This window comes from Lysinibacillus sp. RC79 (assembly GCF_041262405.1).
In the GTDB taxonomy this organism is placed as follows: domain Bacteria; phylum Bacillota; class Bacilli; order Bacillales_A; family Planococcaceae; genus Lysinibacillus.
The window spans coordinates 85,783-108,239 of record NZ_JBGCCD010000016.1 but is presented as its reverse complement, the minus strand read 5'-3'; the positions used below and the strand labels follow the sequence as shown (position 1 = coordinate 108,239).

Here is a 22,457-nt window from a genome sequence, read left to right as displayed (position 1 = left end):
GCAAATAACGTAGAGTGCAATAATGGTTAACTTTCCCACGCTGGTATGAGCCAGATCAGGTCCAAAGGGTCAAGAAACCTCTATGCGTTTCCCTCTCAGCCTGACTCATCAGACTCCCCTAGTTAATGCTATTAAGTTTGATGCTAGTGTAGCAGATATTGTTAAGAGATGGAAGCTTCATTTGAATATTTTTGTGTCATCATCATAACGTGTGGTTGATTTCCGTTCCGGCTGGGCGCTTTCCTGGGGGCGTCCGATGAGCCGCTAATCCCCAAGGAGTCGCCCAGCCTCCACTCCAATCAACTTATTTACATGGCATACGTTTTAAAAAGTATAATCCCTAACTTTTGGTGATTATCCTATTTTTAAAAATCAGAAGGAAAACCGCTTACTCCAGATGGGCTGTCACTCTATCTTATTCCGAATAACATCCAGCTGTTAGGTAAACAACAGTTCCGCTACGTAAATCACAATCGTCACTGTAATACAGCTCACAATCGTTGAAAATAATACTGTTTGTGCAGCAGTTGCCGATTCTACGTCATATTCTAATGCCAGACTAGAACTATTTCGCGATGTCGGGAACGAACTAGCTATAAAAAGTGATTGTGCCACGACACCGTCAAGGCCAAGTACATAAATGATCAGCAATGCTACGGCTGGCCCTATGACTAGTCGTGTAAAACAGCTAATGAATACCATTTTATTGAACATGGATTTGATTTCAAGCTGTGATAGTTGTGCCCCTAAAGTTATTAATGCTACTGCGATAAAGCCATCTGCCACATGGTCTATCGGAATTTTTACAAACTGCGGAATAGCGATATTAAAATAGTTCATTGCAACACCAATAATAAGTGCATGAATAATAGGCATTTTGAGGAAGTCTTTCACAATAGACATGCCCGATTTTGTTGAAGAGATTAAATTGTACAAGCCGTAAGTATAGGTCGTCATATTTTGAAATATTACGAGAATGACCTGAATCGCTACTCCAATCGGCTGGGTCACGAAAATCATTTGTGCAACCGGAATACCATAGTTACCTGAATTAATTAGGACAACACTATTTTTAAACACCGCAGCCTCGGGTTTTGCTAAGCCGAGTCCCTTTGCTAGAAAGTGACTAAGTACCATTTGGCTTCCGATAAAGAGTAGAATAAATAATGCAACTTCCCCAAGCACAGACAGCTCTATACTCGTTTCATATATATTCACAAAAACAGCTGCGGGCATGAAACAATATGTAATAAGTTGAGATAACGCCTTTAAATTAAAGCGAAATTTCTTTTGTAAAACTGCACCAAGTACTAAAAGCACTAAAATTGGAGCTACAATTTTAAAAAAAATCATACCGAGATACATCATAGCGTGTCCCCTTTCCTCTCCTATAGTAGTGCTGTTTTAATACTTGGTCAATGTACCTCACCGTTAACTCATAGCCCTTTACGAGGCATTTTTAGTCCAATGCCTTTTACCATAAATAAAAAGACTGCTTCACATATTGAAGCAGTCTTTTGCTGAAAAAAGTTAAACGAGCTTAAATCGATTAACGACCTCTTGTAATTCTTTTGAAACCTCGTTCATATTATTGATGGACTCTGCAACCTTTTGTAGTTCCGCTTGTTGGTCAATAGCAGATGCACTTACCTGTTCTGCAGATGCAGCAGTCTCCTCAGAAATAGCAGAAATACTTTGGATTGCCATTATCGCTTGATTTTTATGCTCTAACATATGAGAAAGTTTAGTCATTAACTCACTAATTGACGTTGCAATAGAACTAGAAAGCTCACTATTGTCTTTAAACGCAACCTCAGTGCTTTGTACTGACTCATTTTGAGCTTGTATTAAGCCTGCGTTTGAGGCAATGACAGCTACCGTTTGCTGAGAATTTTCAAGAATGCTATCTACTGTTTGCTTAATAACATCTGTTTCATTTCTGGATTGCTCTGCTAGCTTTCGTACCTCCTCAGCGACAACTGCAAAACCTTTACCATGTTCACCAGCACGTGCAGCTTCTATGCTTGCATTTAAGGCTAATAAATTTGTTTGCTCGGTAATACCTTGAATAGACGCTATAATCTGATTGATATTGGCAATATTAGACGCCAATGACTCCATTTGCTGCTGAATACGTCCATTCATTGCATTCGTTTCTGAGTTACGTTCACGTAAGCTTTCGACTTCTTTCATTCCTTCGTCTGTAGTTGTTTTCGTTTTATTCGATAGCTCGTCCATTTCATTTGAAAGCGTTGTAATAGCATCAATTTGATCGGATAAATCAATCATTCGATAATTGGTTTCTTCTGTATCCTCAGATTGCTTGGATGCTCCCTGCGCAATTTCATTAATAGCTACCGAGACCTCTTGACTTGAAGCAACTATTTCATTAAACGCCTCATGAACATAATTTGATGATTGATTGAGTGATGTCGTAGCATTCAGCACGGTTTGAATGGCGCTATTCGTTTGATCTAACATATTATTATAAGCTAATGCAACAGCACCAATCTCATCAGGCTTAATATATTTCTCATCCACTTTTTGAGTTAAATCTCCATTTGCCGCCGTTTCAATAGAAGTGCGTAAAAACTTTAATGGCCTCAGTAATTTATAGATAAACAATGCACTAGCAACTGCCATTAAAACAATTATAATAATTGACGCTATGATGGTAAAAGTAAGCACATGATTATAGGTTTCTAATATTTTGGATTTTGGTAGCACTAATTGTACAGTCCATGTTTCATCAATCCCATCTAAATTCATAGGAGCAAAAACGTTAAATGAATTTTCCTTGAGCTCTTCGGAATCCAAATACATACTTTTTAGCTCGCCACTATCCATTGTTTGTTTAATGCTTGTCCAGTCCAAATGGTCCTGCATATTTAATCCTTTTAATGACTCACCAAAGCTATTTGCAGTTAAAACTCCATTATTAGTAATAATAGCTGCATAGCCACCATCTGGCTTTACGGACTCTGTCAATCCCTTTAAATAATCAATAGCTATATCAGCCGTCAACGTGCCAAAAAATGATCCCGAAGCATCGACTAACGGAACAGCAATCGTTGTCATTAGTACTGTTTGTCCTTTGATATTATATTCGTATGGCTCCGTTAGAACGGATCTTCCTTCTTCTTTTGGTATCCAATACCACTCGGAAATACTCTTGTCATCGATGCCATCAATAAAAGACGTTGTTATTTCATTTCCATCCTTACTTAAATAAGGTATAAAGCGATTTTTTGAATCCACTAAAGTAGCATTTATTGTTGGCTCTACGTTTGTGGAGTTTGGTTCAAAAACAGCTCCTACAGCAAGTAAATCTTCATTATTAACTAAGTTAGTTTCCATCATTTTTATTATGTCTTCTGCAGAAAGCTTACCTTTTTTCTCCATACCCTCGACTATACGTTTCGTCGTCAGTAAAGTCGTGTTTGCTTTCTGAAAGCGTTCACTCATCTTTGCTGCCGAATATTCAGCAGTTTCCAGTGTTGCAGTTTCTGCATCATCAACGCTTTGACTCTTTAAAATAACACTTACAATAACCGTATATGTAATAAATAACACTAAAAATAGCCCTATAATTAGAGCAGATAGCTTTAAAGCGATACTCCTAGACTTCCCCATCACAACACCCCACTTTTATACATAATGATAATGGATGGAAGGTCGTATAACAATAAGATATTTAGCGAATCAAGTAGAATTTTGATGATTTATAGAGAATTCTAGTGTTTGCAACCCAAAAATTTAAATCACATAAAAAAGGACCAATTATCCATTTATTATTGGTTGTTTAGTAAAACATACCCTTTATATACTAAAATATTGAAATATATGATATATTATCTACTAAATACTACGATAGGAGTGATTAACTTGAAAAATAAAGCGTTATCGACTTTTATGGCAACAGCTATTACAGCAACCTTAGTTTTGCCAGTAGCATCTGCAAACGCAGCTTCAAATGATCAATCTTTAAACCACTCAATTCAAATTGGTGGGCAGGTAGCCGCAGCCACAGCTAAGGGGCAAACTGTTACCATTAACAACATCACTAAAGATAAAGTACTTACATCCAATGGCCAATTTAAAATTAGTCAGTCGTTAAAGCCTCTCTTAAATACATCAAATAGCACTGCATTGGCAAATGCTGAAGCTACTATTGTCGTAAAGAACGGTGAAATTACAAGTATTACCGCACTAACTCTATCTAAAGCTGGTACAAACAAAAAAGAGGTATATTTTGACGGCGGTGGCGAACAAATTGATGGAAGCCTAACTGTAAATGCGGATTATGTAAAAATTCAAAATGTAACTATTAAAGATGAGCTTATCGTAACTAATCGTGTCAAGAAGGCAATTACGATTGATACCGTTACTATCGGGGATACGATTACGTTTAAACCTTTAGTGACGAGAAACATTAAATGGTTAAATGTTTCCCTAAAAGATATTAAATCTCCAAATATTAACATGGAGCGTACTAAAGTAAATGTGACTTCTGACAAAAACATTTCTAAGGTTGATGTAGTAGGTAAAGTTGCAGCATTTGAGGTTAATGCCAATGTTGATAAGCTTACAATCGATGTTGAAAAAGATTTTAGTCTTTACGGAGAAGGTAAAATTGATCAAGTGATCGTTAAGCACGGTGCAAAGGTGACATTAGATTCAGGGCATCTAATTAACAAGGTGCAGGTGGATGATAATAAAGCCTCTGTAACCTTACCAGTGGTGAATAAAACAGAGCTAAGTAAATTAGTGGCTACACCTCCGTACGTTGCAGTATCTGTTAATGGATATGACGTTTTAACAACTGAAAAATGGACGACGCAAGCTGAACGTACAGCATTCGAATCTGCCGTAAGCAGCGCAAAAGTAGTAGCTAATAATTCCAACGCCTCTCAGGAGCAAGTAAACAATGCTATTACACAGTACAGAAATGCATTAGCCGTTTATCAAGCTGCACAAAAAAGTGGCACAAAATATGGTTATGGTGATAAGGCTTCACTTCAAACACTTATCAATTCTGTTCAGTATGTAACCGTTTCTTCGGATGGCTACAACGTTCCATATAACACGCCTTGGACAACTCAATCTGAGAAAAATGCTTTATCTTCGGCTGTTTCATCTGCTCAAACAGTTGTGAATAATTACTATTCTACTCAAAATGATTTTACGAATGCTACGAATAATTTAAACAATGCGATCCAGACTTACAAGAATGCCCATAAATACGGAGTAAATGGAAATTATGTTGATAAATCTCAACTAACAAACCTTATCAATTCTGTTCAGTATGTAACCGTTTCTTCGGATGGCTACAACGTTCCATATAACACGCCTTGGACAACTCAAGCTGAGAGAGATGCATTATCTTCGGCTGTTTCATCTGCTCAATCAGTTGTAAATAATTACTATTCTACTCAAAATGATATTGCCAATGCTACGAATAATTTAAACAATGCTATCTGGACTTACAAGAATGCCCAAAAAATTGGGACAAATGGGTATAATGTGGATAAATCTAACCTTTGGTCACTTATCGATTCCGTTCGATATGAATATGTAGAAGTTTCTGAAAACGGGGCTGGATTGTCATATTATACTTATTGGACTACACGAGCTGAAAGAAACGATTTAGATTCCGCTGTTCAATACGCTGAAAATATTTATTATAATAGCACTTCGACTCAGTATGAAGTTTCTAATGCCAACGATAATTTAAATAAAGCTATCTCAACGTATAAAAGTAACAAAAAAAATGGTAGAAATTAATACTATTACATTGCTAAAAGTTATAGCTCAAAATATTAATGAAAAGGACTCGGCACATGCCCAGTCCTTTTCATTTCATATAAAATTACATCTCCAAAACATTCACCTGCGAAATCGTACTCATTTTTCTCCAGTTTTTATACCACTCTTCAATTTCCTCACTAGGCTCCACTGCTAATTGCTCCTGCAGCATTTTCGTTAAACAGTCAATATTGCCCCTCTACAGCAGCAGCGTTGTTCAAATCATAGAGCTTCATCAAAGTGAAATAGCTATCTTCCTCATCAGGAGAAAATGATTGAACTTTTTCTTGCACCTTTCTGCGGCTACCGAACAAGGGTCCCTTGTGACAAGTCATTCGTGTGTTAAAAAAAAGCAAGCGTCGGCCTCGTTAATACCGAACAACGCCTAAAGCAATAATTCGGCGCGGAATTAACGATCGAAAGTGTGATTGGACAAGGCACGACCATCTCTTTCTCAATTCCTAAATAAGAGTAGGATCATCTCTATCGGTTTGAGGGTTCTATCCGTTTTACAATTTAAAAACAACATTGCCTCTGTAAAGGTTTTAAAATCACGAGGGTTCTAACCGTCCGTTTCGGGATTCTATCCTGCAGTTTTGCAATTCTATCCACGACTTTAAAAGTTCTATCCATTCTTGCAGTTCTATCCACAACTTTATAGGTTCTATCCATCATTCTTGCAGTTCTATCCACGACTTTATAGGTTCTATCCATCATTCTTACGATTCTACCCGTCTCTATTGAAAAGCGACGTGCTTACCTTTCACATTTCCAAAAGTACAAAAGACACAAAGTATTAAAAAAAACACACAACCTATCTACCTATTCACCTAAAATATACATAAAAAAATCCTAGTCTATGATAAAATTGGTTTATCAACATAAATTAGGATATTATCAAGACAATCAAAAGTTTCATCTAGGATAAAAATCCTATGATTAATCCATCGCAATTATCTAAAACCCAATAGGAGGTTTCTCGTATTATGAAAAACAAAAGAAAATTAGCCTTACTCGCCCTAGTTGCGGTCCCTTCACTGATCTATACTGCTCCTACGTCAGCATCGGCTGCTGATATTACAGGGAAGGTAAAAACTGCTTACATATATGATAATACTTATTACTACAACGCTAATGTTGCGAATGTTGTTCGACTTATTTCCAACATTAATGATACAACCGCTTCATTCCAAACAACTTTAGAGACAGCCAGCAAAGCATACGATGCGTTAACCGTAACGGAACAAGAGTACGTCACGAATTATTCAACGCTGTCAAATCATAAACAGACAAAAGTAGCATATCGTAAGCTTGCTGATCAAATTGAAGCGAAATTAGCTTCAGTGGAATCGACTTCCGTTAATTACTACCAAAATGTTATGGAAACGAGAGATTGGTACAATACGTTAAACGCAGCGCAAAAGACCTTTGTGAGTGCGGAATCACAAAGAATACTGACATCCTATATCACACCAAATACATCTATTGATAAAGTGGTTAATAAAATTCGATTGTTAAACTCTTCTCGCATTACCTTCCATCAAGATGTAGCTGATGCTAGAGCAGAGCTCAATGCAATACGCAAATTTACAAACGTTTCTTTACCTGTTGGTGTAGAGCAGCTTTTATTAGATGCTGAACAGCTTGTTGTGAAAGATAAGGAAGCAGCTAAGGAAGTGGAAAACGCCATTGCAGCTTTATCGCCTAAAACGTCCACTGCCCAAGATGTACAGGCAGTGAAAACAGCCTTCGAAGCTTTAACGCCTGTGCAACAGCAGCTTGTCCCTAATGTCTGGACTTTAGTGGACTTTGTAAATGGGAAATATAAGCTACCGACTAAAGGGAACGGGACAAAAACTCCAATTTTATCGGATACGGCAGCCGTACCTGGTAAAATTACAGCTATGACTAGAAATAAAAATACCTATACAGCAAAAATAAACGTTGCTGACTCGGAAATCAGTACAGAGCGCTTCGTTTTAACGACAAAATCTAATATGACTGTTATTATTCCACCGCTAGGAACTCTTCTTAATGAGGATACTGGTGTTATGGAAATTAAAATTACACGAAATTTGAATCGTATCACATTCCAAGCAACATTAAATAAAAAACCAGTTGAATTTGAGGCAGATATGGAAATCATTATCGATAATTTATCATCGAATGCCTCCATCGTTCGTACGTTTGACCTTGGCGATCAAGAGCCTGCTGATTACACAGTAGAAGGAAATCGTTATTTCATTCAAACAACTACTCCTGGTTCATTCCAAATTGTTAGATAGTAATCCACTAATAATCTCAGTAAAGAAAAAAGCATAACCCTCTGCCAATTTCGCAGAGGGCTATGCTTTTTTCTGCTCTGCTATCGCTTCTTCACAGTCAACCTCTTCTTTCAAAAATTCAATAGGCACCTGTAACGAAATCTTACTTACATTAATACATCATAAAGAGGACCTTTTCATACCATTACATCAACAACTTTGCTCCGCTTGGTACGCCTACAGATCCCCATTTTTTTTACATTTCTTGATCCAACAACTGATTAAGCAATGCGCCGTCGTTCCCTTCATCAGAACGCTCTTTTATCGTGTTCTTTCAAAAAAAATTCAGAAAACTATTGACAATTGTCATAAAACAGGGATAATCATTAATAAAGTTTCCTTAGAGAAACAATATGAAGTTCAGGAAATATTATTATAGAGAGGAATAAAAAATGCATATGGAAAAGATATCGTTGAAACCACTTTCTGAATGCTCATTTGGAGATTGCTTTTTAATAAAAGAAATAAATATTAAAGGGCCTTTAAGAAGAAGATTATTAGATTTAGGCTTTGTGAAAGAAGCAGAAATCTCCGTTCTTCGTAAAAGTCCTTTAGGAGACCCTGTTGCTTATCGCGTAAGCAATACGACGATTGCATTACGTAATGATGAGAGCTCTATGATTCTCGGCAAAATTGTTAGGGGGAATACAAAATGAGAGTAAATAGAATAGCTTTAGCAGGTAACCCAAATACCGGTAAAAGTACATTGTTTAATACATTAACAGGATTGAAACAGCATACTGGGAACTGGCCAGGGAAAACGGTTGTTCATGCAGAAGGATCTTTTGAACACAAAGGAGAGCAATATGTACTCGTGGATTTACCCGGGACCTATTCTCTATTTTCCAATTCAGCAGATGAAGAAGTTGCAAGAGACCATATTGTTTTTGACCAACCGGATGCAACGATTGTTGTGCTTGATGCAACATCATTAGAGAGAAATTTAAATCTTGCGCTCCAAGTTTTAGAAATGACTGATAATGTCATCATTTGTATCAATTTAATTGATGAAGCTGAGAAAAAAGGTATCCGAATTGATGAAAAGAGATTAGCTCGTGAACTAGGAGTCCCAGTTGTAAAAATATCGGCAAGAAATAAAAAAGGCATTAATCGATTGCTGGATACATTAAATCAACTGGTAAATGGACAAATAGTTACAACTCCGTATCGCATGAAATATTCGAAAGATATAGAGGAAGCCATTACAAAGATAGAAGCGAAATTAGAAGGTTATTTTGATGATAAATATCCATCGAGATGGGTTGCCCTTCGCTTACTTGATGGTGATGAGGAATTGATCTTAAAACTGCAAAACCATAGGAATAATAAACAGCACGAGGTGAGAACGAATGGAGTCCCAGTCAGTGTTAAATCGTAATTCACTTAAGGGTATTTTAGCTGAAGTGAACGAAGTTTCGAATGAGGATATTCGAGATGAAATCGTTAGTGATATTTATACTAAAAGCAAATCTTTATGTAAAAAAGTAGTATCGCAGCAGCCTGCAATGTACAGATCTGATAAATTAGATGAAATTTTCACATCCCGCATTTGGGGATTCCCTATTATGCTTATCTTGCTTGGGACGGTCTTTTACATTACTATTGCTGGCGCAAACGTACCATCAGATATGTTAGCAAACTTATTCGGCTATCTAGAAGGTAAGCTAACAATTCTTTTTGAAGCAATGCACGCACCAGAATGGCTACACGGTATTTTAATTCTTGGCCTATTTAGAGGTACCGGTTGGGTTATTAGTGTTATGCTACCGCCAATGGCTATATTCTTCCCTATGTTCGCTCTATTAGAAAACTACGGTTATCTACCACGTGTAGCATTTAACATGGACCGTTTATTTAAACGAGCAGGTGGACACGGAAAACAATCATTAACAATGGCAATGGGCTTTGGCTGTAATGCTGCTGCTATTCTGTCAACGAGAATTATAGAATCCCCTCGTGAACGAATGTTAGCCATTTTAACGAACAATTTTGTTCCTTGTAATGGGAGATGGCCAACACTTATTTTATTAGCATCCTTATTTATGGTAACTGGTTTTTCAGGTGCAACAAGTACACTTGTAACATCGGGTATTTTAATAGGATTTGTTATGTTGGGCGTCGTTGTAACATTATCTGTTTCTTGGGTTCTTTCTAAAACAGCTTTAAAGGGCGTACCTACCCATTACACGTTAGAGCTTCCACCATTCCGAAAACCAAAGTTTTGGGATACAGTTTTAAGAGCGAGTATTGATAAAGCATGGAATGTATTAAAAAGAGCAGTAATCGTTGCAGCGCCTGCCTCTATTTTGACTTGGGTATTCGCCAATATTTACGTTGGTGATACGAGTATTCTAATGCATTTTGTTAACTTTTTAGATCCGTTTGGTCAGGCTCTTGGTATGGATGGCTTTATTATGGCTGCGTTTATTCTTGGGCTACCAGCCAATGAAATTGTTATCCCTATCCTAATTATGGCGTATTTATCACAAGGAGCTATGCTAGAAATTGAGGATTTATCGAAGCTAAAACAAGTATTTATCGACCAAGGTTGGACTTGGCTAACAGCTTTAAATATGATGTTATTCTCACTTCTACACTTCCCTTGCGGAACGACTTTAGTCAATATTTATAAAGAAACAAAAAGTGCAAAGTGGACATTTATGTCATTTTTAATTCCAACTGTTATTGCCATTGGTGTGACGTGGCTAACAGCAACAGTTGCTCGCGCGTTTGGCTGGGTGTGATGATGAAAGGGATGGTCTTAAACCAGATACCCCTTATTTGGTATCACATACGTATTTACACCGCATAAGGGCGTAATTGTTCATAAAGCGATAGAGCAAGAAGCTATAAATGGAAAGGCAACTTACTAGTTATCCTTTTGATATTCCCATAATAAACACCTTAAATTGATTTACTCAATTTAAGGTGTTTTTATAATCTAGGACTCTACATTCGATTAAGATCTCTTAATATTTCTCTAGGATTAATTCCAAATCTCTCTTTAAAAATCTCCGCAAAATAGCTAGGATTAGAATATCCCACTGCATTCGCAATGTCTGTTACATTCATAGTTCCCTCTTGTAATAAAAGAAATGCCTTCTCTAGCCTTTTTTCTCGTAAATATCCAAACACTGTTTTTCCGAACATCTCTTTAAATCCCTTTTTTAATTTGTAATCGTTTAAACCAACTAAACGTGATAGTTCAATAAGTGTAGGAGGATTAGACATATGTTCTGTAATAATTGATTGAGCTTGCTGTATTTTGGTTCTATCACTTTTTGAAAACATAACAGGGCTAAGAGAATTATCAAATAGTTGAGATCGAAATGTCATTGATAATAGCTGTAATGCTCGACTTTCTAGCTCTAAATTGGTCATTTTCTTACTTGCTATAGCATCTAACATTTGCTGAACAATAATTAAGGAAGATGCGTTAATTCTCTCTTGAAAGAGTCTATATCGTTTTCCATCAAGAATTTTAGAGAAATTTAAGGATTCCTCACTAGTTTTACTAATTTCATTCATAAAATGATTGAAAGTTGAAATCGGAATACCAATCCCCACCATTTGATAGGATTGATTTTTATGAAACATAAAATTTGCCCCCACCTGCTCTATAAATTGAAGCGAGCATGTTCCTGAAGAAATTTCATACTCTGAGCCTGCGATGTAAACACCTCTATTACCTTGTAAACAAAAACTAAGCTCAACCATAGGCTGTTTTGTAACTATTTGCATTTGGTGCTCTCGATAAAATGAATAATCAGATATAACCACTTCTAAATCTCGGCGGGGAATAAAACGATGTATAGCTCCTTCCTGCATATTTGGTTGGAATACAAACGGACATTCATGTACCTTTGATATTTCCAATGCATGAAAAAATTCATTAAAATTATCATGGAAATTAGTATTCAAGTGTTCATCACCATCCTTCAGTTTATTGAGAACGATTATCAATTATAACCAAAGTATAGCAAACGAACTGCGATATAGCTATTCTTCTTTAGTTGTAAGTGCCATTGATAGTAGTAAACACAAAAAGAAGATAGTAGCTCCAAAACCATAAGCAGTAGCATATCCTCCAGCATAGTCTATAAGCCATCCTGCAAATCCAGGTCCAATCATTTGACCGATAGCATAAAAGATAGAAATAAAGCCGATCGCTGATGCCACATATTTTGCCGATACCTCCTGGCTTGCCTTCATTTGAATGAGTACAAGGACACCTCCAAGAGACGAGCCCCATATAATAGCAGACACGATAAATCCAACTACATTAGGAAATAGTATTGGAAAGACATCTCCAACAATTGACAAAAGCAACGCTGCCATTAATGCTTTTTTTACGCCTATCTTATCCGCCAGCATTCCCCATAATGGCGCACCGCCAATTGAAACGATCCCTGCAACAGCATAAATGGAGCCCGCCACTGCATTTGAAATCCCGATGTCCTTCATATAGCTTGTTTGATATAAATTCGGAATAAGATATACAAGTCCAACGGCAAAGTAAATTCCAGCTATGAGGTATAGCTCTTTACTTCTCCAGACTTTAGTTTTTTCTTGTACAAAACCCTTTTCTGCCGAGTGTGGTGTCTTTATCACAAAAGATGCTACTAACACGACTATAATTGTGATTACCACAAATACTAACCATACTCCTCGCCAGCCAAGCTTAGGAAAATATTGAAGCATAAAAGGTACAAGTACCCCAGAGAGTAGCATTCCTACACCCGCACCACTCATTAGCAATCCCATCACTGTCCCTCTTTTCTTTGGGAAAGAGCTAACCGCTATTGATAATAGAGGTGTATAGACGAGAGCACTACCAGCACCAGCTAAAAATAAAGCAATAGCAGCCCACCAAAAATTCGGGATAAATATAAGACCTCCTAAACCTGCAATAACAAAGCCTCCGCCTGCCAACAGCACGTTTTTCGCTCCAATATGCATCGTCAGCATCCCAGACAGACCTACTGTAAGTAAATAACCTAAAAAGAGCATCGTACCTAATAAACCTGACTGTGATGTAGTTAATGACAGCCCTTCCTGCATAAAAGGTAATACAATTCCGTAAGCCATACGGGCAAATCCCGTAGTTGTAACGATTAATAGCATTCCAGTTATAACAAATGCCCAAAAATTTTTCATTTTTATTCCCCTTTCATTAATGAATGCCTATGACTCTTAAATTAAAGAAACTATTCACTATGTTTATCTAAGATCTCCTTTTTGATAATTTTTCTCATTTAGAAATATAGTTATCTTAATTTTTTTAGTCCTACTTCTCTACCAATAGACGGATAATAATGCGGTATAACGGATTTTATTTTCTTTTAAACATGAAAAGAGACATCTCAATAGATTTTGAGACGTCTCTTCTGGGTAGTGTATGTTTTATTAGTAATTCTATAAATTATTCGGACAGCTCTTTATTGAAAAAATGGCAAGCCGAGCAGGCACTCCAAAATTAATGACCAAGTATATACCGAAAAGAAAATTAACTTTTGATGATAATGACTTACTATGAAGTCTTACTTCTCACATCTGGATCGATGATAGAATTCGTTTTATTTAATCAATACTAGTGATTCAATAAATTAGCTGTACATTATTTGCTTTCAGTCCCTCTATCCATTCCGCGGATGGTTTTTTGTCTGTTACAAGAACATCGATATCACTAAAATCAAATAGCTTTAAAAATGCTACTTTATCAAATTTAGTGTGATCTACTAGTAAAAGATTGACCTTAGAATTTTTAAGCATAATTTTTTTCAATTCCGCTTCTGGCTCATTAGATTCCGAAATTCCATGTTCCAGCGATATCCCCTTGCAGCTAAATACATGAATATCTGCAAAATATCTATTAACAGTAGCTTCTGCAGCATGGCCCACTAAGGAAAGTGATTTTTTTCGTAATTCTCCCCCTGTTGAAATAATTTGAAAGTGTGAATCGCTAAACTCATTTAATATTTTTATGGAATTAGTGATTAACGTTAAATCTTGTTTATCATATAATGCTTTGACCAATTCAAAAGCTGTTGAGCTAGGGTCAACCATTAATTTATCCCCATCTTTAATCAGATGATGAATTTTCGAAACTATTGATTTTTTTAATTCTATATTAAGGGATGTCCTTGTGTTAAAAGGTAAATCTTCTGAGCCGTTTCGGTTTATTACTGCCCCTCCGTAAGTTCTTGATACAATTCCCTTTTTATCTAATTTTTCAAGATCTCTTCGAATGGTTTCTTCTGTGACTGAAAATTTTTGGCTTAGTTCAGAAACATAAACTTTCTTTTCAATTTGGATTAAATCTATTATTTTTTGCAATCGTTCTTTTGGTAACATAATAAATCCCCATTTTTCTATTTATTTTCCCCTTCGAAAGTCGAAACTATAATTTCCAAGCAAGAGCGAAGGAAATATGCTCGTTTTGATATGATTATTTCACTAGTACATCTGATGATTTTCCCTTTGTTTAAATTGTACTTGGGAAAGAAGACAATTACAAAAATTAGTAACAATACTCGATTAGAAAAGTGAAGAAGACAAAGCGAAAACTCCATATCGTATCATTACCTAGGTAACAATAACGATACGTGAATTTTCGCTTTTTCATAGTGTATTCTTCTATTTAAACTATTCAACTTCCATTCTTCCGTAAATATTTTTGTGAGAGAAAGTGTCTCTCTATACTAAGCAGAGCAGAGGGACGTTAATTGATTTAGTAGTACGTATGCTAAGAACGCTATGACTAATTACTACCTTCAAGATTGTGGTTTATATACCTTTAAGGAAACAGACCTTTTTATGATCTGTCTTATTTCTGAAAGAGTTGAGACCTCTCCTAAAGCAAATAGTTGAATCATAATATTTCCTAGAACACTAGATTCAACGGGACCAGCTATCACTTTCTTGTTTGTTACATTGGCAGTCATTTGGCATAATAATTCGTCTTGAATACCGCCTCCAACCATATGAATCTGCTTTATCTTTTTACCAGTAATATTCTCAAGGTTAAGTAATTGATTTTTAAATTCTTGTGTTAATCCGTTATAGATAGCAATTGCCCACTCACCTAGATTATCGGGTTTGCCTTGTTTTGTAGAAATGCAATAGGCATTAATAGCTTCCATAACATTATCCGGCGATAAAAATAAAGAATGATTTGGATTAATAGAAAAGCTTTTATTCGATAATTTCGCAGCGTTAATAATATCAACAAAATCTATTTTTTTTGTAAATATTTCATTATAGTGTTTTTTTAATTGTTGCAATAAAAACATACCATTAATATTTTTAAGAAATCTGATTGTATTTAATACCCCACCCTCATTACTGAAAGACTCTTTCAAAGATTGTTCATTAACTATAGGATTTTGAATTTCAAGTCCTAACAAAGACCAAGATCCACAAATTAAATAGGCGCTATCTTCATGTTCTAAAGGTATTCCAGCAACAGCACTAGCAGTATCATGACTTCCTACTGAAATAACTGGAACTGGATTACTCATACCGATTTTTCTCATATGTTTTTTATCTAACATTCCATAAATCTCGCCTGGGAAAATGATTTCCTGAAAAAGGCGTTCAGGAAATCCTAATCGCTTAATGATGTCAAAATCCCATTGCTTGCCCTCTACATTCAATAGTTGACTAGTTGATGCAATTGTATATTCCGTCTTTTTGTTTCCTGTTAAAAAATGATTAAATACATCCGGCATAAATAATAAGTGTTCAGCCTGTTGATTTAGATCTGGGTTATTTTGGAATTCAACGAATAATTGATAAACTGTATTAAAGGATAAAAATTGTATGCCCGTTTTAGAATAGAATTCTTCAAATTGAATTGGTAATTTTGAAGAAACACCTTCTGTCCTAGTATCCCGATAATGGAATGGCCAGTGAATAGGGTTTCCTTCTTTATCTAAAAGACAGTAATCAACTCCCCAAGTATCAATTCCGATACTATCAAATTCCAACCTATCCTTTGAAGCCACTTCTAACCCACTTAGTATGTGTTTATACAAAAGTTCAAGATTCCAATGTAAATGATTATTTATTGTAACTGGTTCATTTTTAAAACGATAAATCTCTTCTAAAATGACCTTTTCTCCATCATAAACCCCCGCTATTAGTCTTCCGCTAGATGCGCCAAAATCAAAAGCTAAACATTTTCTGTATTTAGTCATCATAATCTCACCATCCCTATTTCATTTTACTCCACTCCCTATCTTTAAAACAACATAAACAGACTTGAATAAAGAATTATATTTTTGTTTATGTTGACAAAGAAGAATTAAAGACATAGAATCTAAGCTAAGATTTAGAAATTAGTAAGGAGAGAACTTTAATGAATAATTCAGAACAATTTTTAAAAGAACAAATATGCGACATAGGAAAAAGAATGTATATGAAAGACATGGGGGCCGCAAATGATGGAAACATTTCTATTAAAATTTCAGAAAATTCTTTCTTATGTACCCCGACAGGAGTTTCTAAAGGGTTTATGACCCCAGATATGATATGCAAGATTAATAGTAAAGGAGAGGTAATTGAGGACAATCTATTAAACACAAAGCCATCCTCAGAAATTAAGATGCATTTACGTGTTTATGAGGAACGTCCCGACGTAACAGCAGTTGTACATGCTCATCCCTTATATGCCACTGCCTTCGCAATTTGTGGTATACCGCTTAATAAACAAATAATGCCTGAATCAACTATTTTTTTAGGAGAAGTTCCTATAGCAGAATATGGGACTCCCTCCACAGAAGAGTTACCTAATTCAATCGTTCCTTACCTTCAAAATCATGATGCCATTTTATTAGCCAATCATGGTGCACTAACTTGTGGGATCGACTTAATGAGTGCTTATTTCAAAATGGAGTCCATGGAATTTTATGCGAAGCTTCTTTATCTAACTTCAGCAATCGGAGAACCAAAGGAGTTAACAAAAGAACAGGTAACAACATTGGTTCAATTACGTGAGGAAAAATTCAAAGTTCCTGGTCGTTTTCCTAATCTATAGGGGTACACAAATAACTAGTTTTTTATTTTTAAAAATACATTTTGCGGGGAGATGTAAAGATTATGAGAAAATATCAAATGTACATTGATGGGCGATTTGTTAGTTCTAGCTCAGGTGAGCAAACAAAAGTCATTAATCCAACAACGGAAGAAATTATTTCAGAGGTTCCTAAAGGGACTGTGGAAGATGTACGACTAGCTATTGATTCCGCTGAGAAAGCACAAAAGGATTGGGCCAAGCTTCCGTCTATTGAGAGAGGACGGTACTTGCAAGCAATTTCTAAAGAAATACGTGAAAATGTTCCAATCTTAGCACGCACAATATCAGAGGAAATGGGGAAAACTCTTTCCCTCGCTGAAACAGAAGTTAACTTTACTGCCGATTATATCGATTATATGGCTGGTTGGGCGAGACGCTATGAAGGAGAAATCGTACAAAGTGATCGACCAAATGAGCAAATTTTTATTCATAAAGCACCGATTGGCGTTACAGCTGGTATTTTACCATGGAATTTCCCATTTTTCTTAATTGCTCGTAAAGCAGCACCAGCTTTAATCACAGGTAATACGATTGTTCTAAAACCAAGTGATTTATCCCCTAATAATGCATTAGAGTTTGCAAAAATCATTGATAAGGTAGGCTTGCCTAAAGGTGTTATCAATATCGTAACTGGTAGTGGAACAACCCTTGGACAAGAGTTAGCTGGCAATCCAAAGGTTGGAATGGTTAGTTTAACAGGAAGCTATAATGCTGGTGCTGCTGTTATGCGGGCAGCGGCAGAAAATATTACAAAAGTTTCTTTAGAGTTAGGAGGAAAAGCACCTGCTATCGTTATGGATGATGCAGATATAGATTTAGCAGTACGTTCAATTGTAGCCTCTCGTGTCATTAATACAGGACAAGTATGTAACTGCACAGAACGTGTTTATGTTCATAAAGACATTGCAGACGAATTTATTAAAAAAGTAACAAAGGCAATAACCGAGGTAACCTATGGAGATCCATTAATTAATAAAGAAATTGATATGGGGCCCCTTTCTAATAAAGAGGCACTCGAATCGGTAGAGAAGATGGTACAGGAAGCAGTTGCTAATGGAGCAACAATCTTAACAGGTGGTAAGCGCTCTTCAAAGGAAAAAGGTTATTTTTATGAACCAACAGTACTTGTAAATGTAAATAATGAAATGGAAATTATGCGTCAGGAAATTTTCGGTCCTGTACTTCCGATTGCTACTTTCAATGACTTAGATGAAGCACTCGAACTAGCTAATGATTGTGAGTACGGTCTAACATCCTCTATTTTCACACAAAACTTAGATGTAACAATACGTGCAAGCAAGGAATTAGAGTTCGGGGAAACATATGTTAATCGTGAAAACTTTGAAGCTATACAAGGTTTCCATGCTGGATGGAAAAAGTCAGGTATCGGTGGTGCCGATGGAAGACATGGTCTAGAAGAATATTTGCAAACGCATGTTGTCTATCTTCAAAGTAATGTTTAAATATAACAGTAGAAATTCAGTTTTCAGAAAATACAGATAAATACTAAGGAGGATAATCATGTCAAATGTAGCTAGTAAAATGAACGCGGTTGTATGCCATGGTCCCGGCGAATATTTACTTGAATCTGTGGATGTCCCTTCTCCAGAAGCAGGTGAAATCCTGATTAAGGTAGAAGCCTGTGGTATTTGTGCAGGTGATGTAAAAGCTTGGGATGGAGCACCAATGTTTTGGGGCGGAGAGGATGGTCAGCCTAGTTATGTAAAAACTCCAGTCATCCCGGGACATGAATTTGTAGGAACTGTTATCAAGGTGGGCAATGGCGTGACAGAGTTTTCTGTTGGAGATCGCCTTATTTCAGAACAAATTGTACCTTGTAATACTTGTCGCTATTGTAAGCGCGGTCAATACTGGATGTGTGAAAAGCATGATATATACGGTTTTCAGAACAATGTGAATGGCGGAATGGCCGAATATATGAAGTTTCCAGTAAACGCTATTAACCATAAAGTACCTCATGATTTACCTATTGAAAAAGCTATTCTAATCGAACCGTATGCATGTTCAATGCATGCAGTAAATCGAGCTAATATTCAAATAGGAGATTTTGTTGTCATCTCAGGTGCCGGAACGCTTGGACTAGGAATGGTAGCAGCAGCTAGATTACGAAGTCCTGGTACATTAGTAGTTTTAGATATACGAGACGATCGATTAGAGCTTGCCAAACAATTTGGTGCAGATATCGTTCTTAACCCTTCAAAGATAAATGTAGTAGAAGAAATTAAAAATATGACTGAGGGTTATGGATGTGATGTTTATATAGAAGCAACCGGTGCACCCGCTAGTGTTATTCAGGGCTTACACGCCATCCGGAAGCTTGGGCGCTTTGTGGAGTTTAGTGTGTTTTCAAGTCCGGTAACTGTCGATTGGAGTATTATTGGTGATCGTAAAGAGCTTGATATTTTAGGTGCACACCTAGGACCTTACTGTTATCCAAATGTTATTAATGGAATCGCATCTGGTGCACTCCCTACTGAGGGGGTAGTTACTCATAAACTTCCTCTAGAAGAGTTTCAGAAGGGTTTTGAAATGGTAAAAAGCGGAGCCGGCTCTTTAAAAGTTATTTTAATACCATAGATCAAAATTGGGTTCCTAGAAAAAACATTACACTCAAAGGTTAGGAACCCTTGTCATTCTCGCATAGTTTTGTAGCGGAGCTTACTACCATCGAATACTCCCCTCTTACAGGGGCGAGATAAATACGATTGTAGAAGCCTTTTTTGTAAGCAGACGGTAACTAAATTAAAGGTATTAAACTATAGCCACTTCAAATGGTCACGCGGCAATTAATCTGTCTGAAGTCAAATCGACTTAAAACAATAGCTAACTCCCCTGCTCCCTGCAGGTTTATGGCACAGTTCAAAACCGTGAGACAATAATCAAGGCGTAATGATAAAAAGGATTAAGGAGGGAAACATTATGAATCGTAGCTTAACTGCATCTCCATCAAAGAAGCAAGTCTTTGGTTTACCAATAGCATTAATTTGGGGATATATTGCCATTGCTTTCTTTATGACAGGAGACGGAATTGAACAAGCATTTTTATCAAAGTATATAGTTGATTTAGGGTTTTCTACACAGCAGGCCTCATTAGTCTTTACAGTATATGGACTCACTGTTGCCATAGCTTCTTGGCTTTCAGGAGTATTGGCAGAAATAACTGGACCACGTCGTACTATGATCATCGGTTTTGTACTTTGGATTATTTTCCATATTGGCTTTTTAACATTAGGCCTTGAACCAAAAAACTATGCTATGATGCTTATCATGTATGGGATTCGAGGAATTGCCTATCCGATGTTTATTTACGGCTTTGTAGTTTGGATTGCATATGCTGCTCCAAAACAAAGATTAGCTTCTGCAATGGGTTGGTTTTGGTGTATGTATTCAGTGGGAGTAGGAGTCTTTGGTACATACCTGCCAAGCTTTTCAATTCCTGCAATCGGATTTATAGGTACATTATGGTCGGCAATTATCTTTATTGCCATTGGAGGCCTGATGGCGATGTTTTTAATAAAAGATGACTTCAATAGTTATAAAGAAAATACGACAAATGAAGGACCACTGCAAGAATTACTAAGAGGGATTACAATCGCGAAAAACCCACAAATCGTTATCGCTTCAGCTGTACGTATTATTAACCAAATCTCGCTCTTTGGTTTTGTCGTTATACTACCGATTGTTTTTACAGAGCAAATCGGATTTACGATGTCCGAATGGCTACGTATTTGGGGAGCTGTCTATGCAACAACTATTTTCACGAACCTAATGTGGGGTATTCTTGGAGATAAACTTGGATGGGTTAGACAGGTAAGATGGTTTGGTTGTATAGGTATGGCCATCGCTACATTAATTTTTTACTATTTACCGATATCCTTTGGACCAAATATTTGGGTTGGATTATTTGTAGCTATATTCTTTGGATTTGCAATTGCTGCGTTCGTACCAATGTCGGCTATTTTCCCAACACTGGAACCATCTCATAAAGGTGCAGCAGTGTCCATGCACAATTTATCAGCAGGTTTAAGTAACTTTGTTGGCCCAGCAATTGTAACAGCAATTGTGCCGATCGCTGGTGTTGAAGGTGCTATATGGACACTTACTATATTATATATAGTTGGCTTTATACTGACATTCTTTATGAAAGTCGATCAAAACATCAGTAAACCAGCTACAGATGACAATCAATCAATCGAAATTGCACATTAAATTTAGATGTATCCCTATTAATGAAAGCGGTAACATCAAATAAAAGGAAGTGTAAATATATGAGTATTTTAAATAGATTTAGTCTTAAAGATAAGGTGTCTATTGTAACTGGAGGAGCAATGGGATTAGGAAAAGCAATGGCTCTTGCTTTAGCACAAGCTGGTTCTCATATTGTCATAGCAGATTTAAATCTAGAGGAAGCCCAGAAAACAGCTGATCAATTCAAGCGTGATGAAGGAATAGACACTCTTGCGATCAAAATGGATGTAACCAATGAACAACAAGTCAATGATATGGTAACCAAGGTGTTGAAGCATTTCGGTAAAATAGATGTTTTATTTAATAACGCTGGCATCACAATTCATGAAAAAGCTGAAGAGATGTCATTTGAAAATTGGAATAAAGTAATCAATATCAATTTAAATGGAGTTTTTCTGGTATCAAAAGCTGTTGGCAAAGTAATGATTGACCAAAAACGAGGATCTATCGTGAATATCTCCTCTATGTCTGGCATCATTGCTAATACTCCACAATGCCAATCTTCTTATAACTCATCAAAAGCCGGTGTGATTATGCTTACGAAAAGTTTAGCAATGGAATGGGCAAAGCATAATATAAAAGTGAATACAATTGCTCCAGGATACATGAAAACAGAGCTGACAAAGCCGTATTTTGAACAAGGTGGAGACATGATTGACACTTGGATGAGCCTTACCCCTATGGGCAGACCCGGAACACCGGATGAACTAGGTGGTATTGCGTTATACCTAGCTTCGGAGGCTTCTTCTTTTGTTACAGGAGGCGTGTTTACTGTGGATGGTGGGTATACTGCTTTGTAGTTGTGGGTTATAGGAAATATTTATAGGGATTCGATGTTTTTTATATGGAATTAAGAAACTAACTACTTGAACATAGCATGCCACTTAATAAAGAGAAATGTTCGGTGAGAGAAAACCATTTTCTTTAACATAAACAAGATAGAAAAATGACAAAAGGCATTGAGAGTTAACGTCTCTATGCCT

At 36.5% G+C, this 22,457-nt stretch carries 16 protein-coding genes and 1 riboswitch; of the genes, 10 read left to right on the top strand and 6 right to left on the bottom strand.

Going from position 1 to position 22,457, the window contains the following annotated elements:
• Positions 1–15: 15 nt before the first annotated feature.
• A riboswitch (TPP riboswitch) is annotated at positions 16–130 on the bottom strand.
• 308 nt (positions 131–438) lie between these two features.
• Both ABH968_RS16100 and ABH968_RS16095 read right to left on the bottom strand, forming a co-directional pair.
• Positions 439–1,368, bottom strand: coding sequence for an AEC family transporter (locus tag ABH968_RS16100; RefSeq protein ID WP_370045493.1), 930 nt, complete (start codon positions 1,366–1,368; stop codon positions 439–441).
• A gap of 162 nt (positions 1,369–1,530) precedes the next feature.
• Entirely contained in the window at positions 1,531–3,633 is a 2,103-nt protein-coding gene (locus ABH968_RS16095; protein ID WP_370045491.1) for a methyl-accepting chemotaxis protein, read from the bottom strand.
• A gap of 252 nt (positions 3,634–3,885) precedes the next feature.
• Here ABH968_RS16095 and ABH968_RS16090 point away from each other — a divergent pair, with 252 nt between their 5' ends.
• The 5 genes from ABH968_RS16090 (at position 3,886) to ABH968_RS16070 (ending at position 10,873) form a co-directional block, all read left to right on the top strand.
• The gene (locus ABH968_RS16090) at positions 3,886–5,784 is read left to right on the top strand and encodes an S-layer protein (protein WP_370045489.1); all 1,899 of its coding nucleotides are present in this window, start codon (positions 3,886–3,888) and stop codon (positions 5,782–5,784) included.
• 1,007 nt (positions 5,785–6,791) lie between these two features.
• Complete coding sequence (locus ABH968_RS16085) at positions 6,792–8,090, top strand: hypothetical protein (RefSeq protein WP_370045487.1); 1,299 nt, start codon at positions 6,792–6,794, stop codon at positions 8,088–8,090.
• Between the two features lie 437 nt (positions 8,091–8,527).
• The gene (locus ABH968_RS16080; RefSeq protein ID WP_370045523.1) at positions 8,528–8,785 is read left to right on the top strand and encodes a FeoA family protein; all 258 of its coding nucleotides are present in this window, start codon (positions 8,528–8,530) and stop codon (positions 8,783–8,785) included.
• Positions 8,782–9,507 carry a FeoB small GTPase domain-containing protein gene (locus ABH968_RS16075; RefSeq protein WP_370045485.1) on the top strand — a complete coding sequence of 242 codons (726 nt, stop codon included), beginning with the start codon at positions 8,782–8,784 and terminating at the stop codon, positions 9,505–9,507. Before ABH968_RS16080 ends, ABH968_RS16075 begins: the two co-directional genes overlap by 4 nt.
• Positions 9,479–10,873, top strand: a complete 1,395-nt coding sequence (locus ABH968_RS16070; RefSeq protein ID WP_370045483.1) for a nucleoside recognition domain-containing protein — start codon at positions 9,479–9,481, stop codon at positions 10,871–10,873. Before ABH968_RS16075 ends, ABH968_RS16070 begins: the two co-directional genes overlap by 29 nt.
• Positions 10,874–11,078: 205 nt before the next feature.
• Here ABH968_RS16070 and ABH968_RS16065 read toward each other — a convergent pair whose 3' ends face one another.
• The 4 genes from ABH968_RS16065 to ABH968_RS16050 all read right to left on the bottom strand — a co-directional run bounded on the left by ABH968_RS16065 (position 11,079) and on the right by ABH968_RS16050 (position 16,330).
• Positions 11,079–12,050, bottom strand: a complete 972-nt coding sequence (locus tag ABH968_RS16065) for a helix-turn-helix transcriptional regulator (RefSeq protein WP_370045481.1) — start codon at positions 12,048–12,050, stop codon at positions 11,079–11,081.
• A gap of 78 nt (positions 12,051–12,128) precedes the next feature.
• Positions 12,129–13,292: an MFS transporter gene (locus tag ABH968_RS16060; RefSeq protein WP_370045521.1), complete on the bottom strand. Its 1,164-nt coding sequence runs from the start codon at positions 13,290–13,292 to the stop codon at positions 12,129–12,131.
• Positions 13,293–13,727: 435 nt separating this feature from the next.
• The gene (locus ABH968_RS16055) at positions 13,728–14,483 is read right to left on the bottom strand and encodes a DeoR/GlpR family DNA-binding transcription regulator (RefSeq protein WP_370045479.1); all 756 of its coding nucleotides are present in this window, start codon (positions 14,481–14,483) and stop codon (positions 13,728–13,730) included.
• Between the two features lie 419 nt (positions 14,484–14,902).
• Entirely contained in the window at positions 14,903–16,330 is a 1,428-nt protein-coding gene (locus tag ABH968_RS16050) for a rhamnulokinase (protein WP_370045477.1), read from the bottom strand.
• A gap of 158 nt (positions 16,331–16,488) precedes the next feature.
• Here ABH968_RS16050 and ABH968_RS16045 point away from each other — a divergent pair, with 158 nt between their 5' ends.
• The 5 genes from ABH968_RS16045 (at position 16,489) to ABH968_RS16025 (ending at position 22,274) form a co-directional block, all read left to right on the top strand.
• Positions 16,489–17,166 carry a class II aldolase/adducin family protein gene (locus tag ABH968_RS16045; protein WP_370045475.1) on the top strand — a complete coding sequence of 226 codons (678 nt, stop codon included), beginning with the start codon at positions 16,489–16,491 and terminating at the stop codon, positions 17,164–17,166.
• 62 nt (positions 17,167–17,228) lie between these two features.
• Entirely contained in the window at positions 17,229–18,668 is a 1,440-nt protein-coding gene (gene aldA, locus ABH968_RS16040; RefSeq protein ID WP_370045473.1) for an aldehyde dehydrogenase, read from the top strand.
• Between the two features lie 58 nt (positions 18,669–18,726).
• On the top strand, positions 18,727–19,803 hold the full coding sequence (locus ABH968_RS16035; RefSeq protein WP_370045471.1) for an MDR/zinc-dependent alcohol dehydrogenase-like family protein: 1,077 nt from the start codon (positions 18,727–18,729) through the stop codon (positions 19,801–19,803).
• A gap of 342 nt (positions 19,804–20,145) precedes the next feature.
• Positions 20,146–21,435, top strand: coding sequence for an MFS transporter (locus ABH968_RS16030; RefSeq protein WP_370045469.1), 1,290 nt, complete (start codon positions 20,146–20,148; stop codon positions 21,433–21,435).
• 59 nt (positions 21,436–21,494) lie between these two features.
• Positions 21,495–22,274 (top strand): SDR family NAD(P)-dependent oxidoreductase, encoded by a 780-nt coding sequence (locus ABH968_RS16025; protein WP_370045467.1) that lies wholly within the window; start codon positions 21,495–21,497, stop codon positions 22,272–22,274.
• Positions 22,275–22,457: the final 183 nt, after the last annotated feature.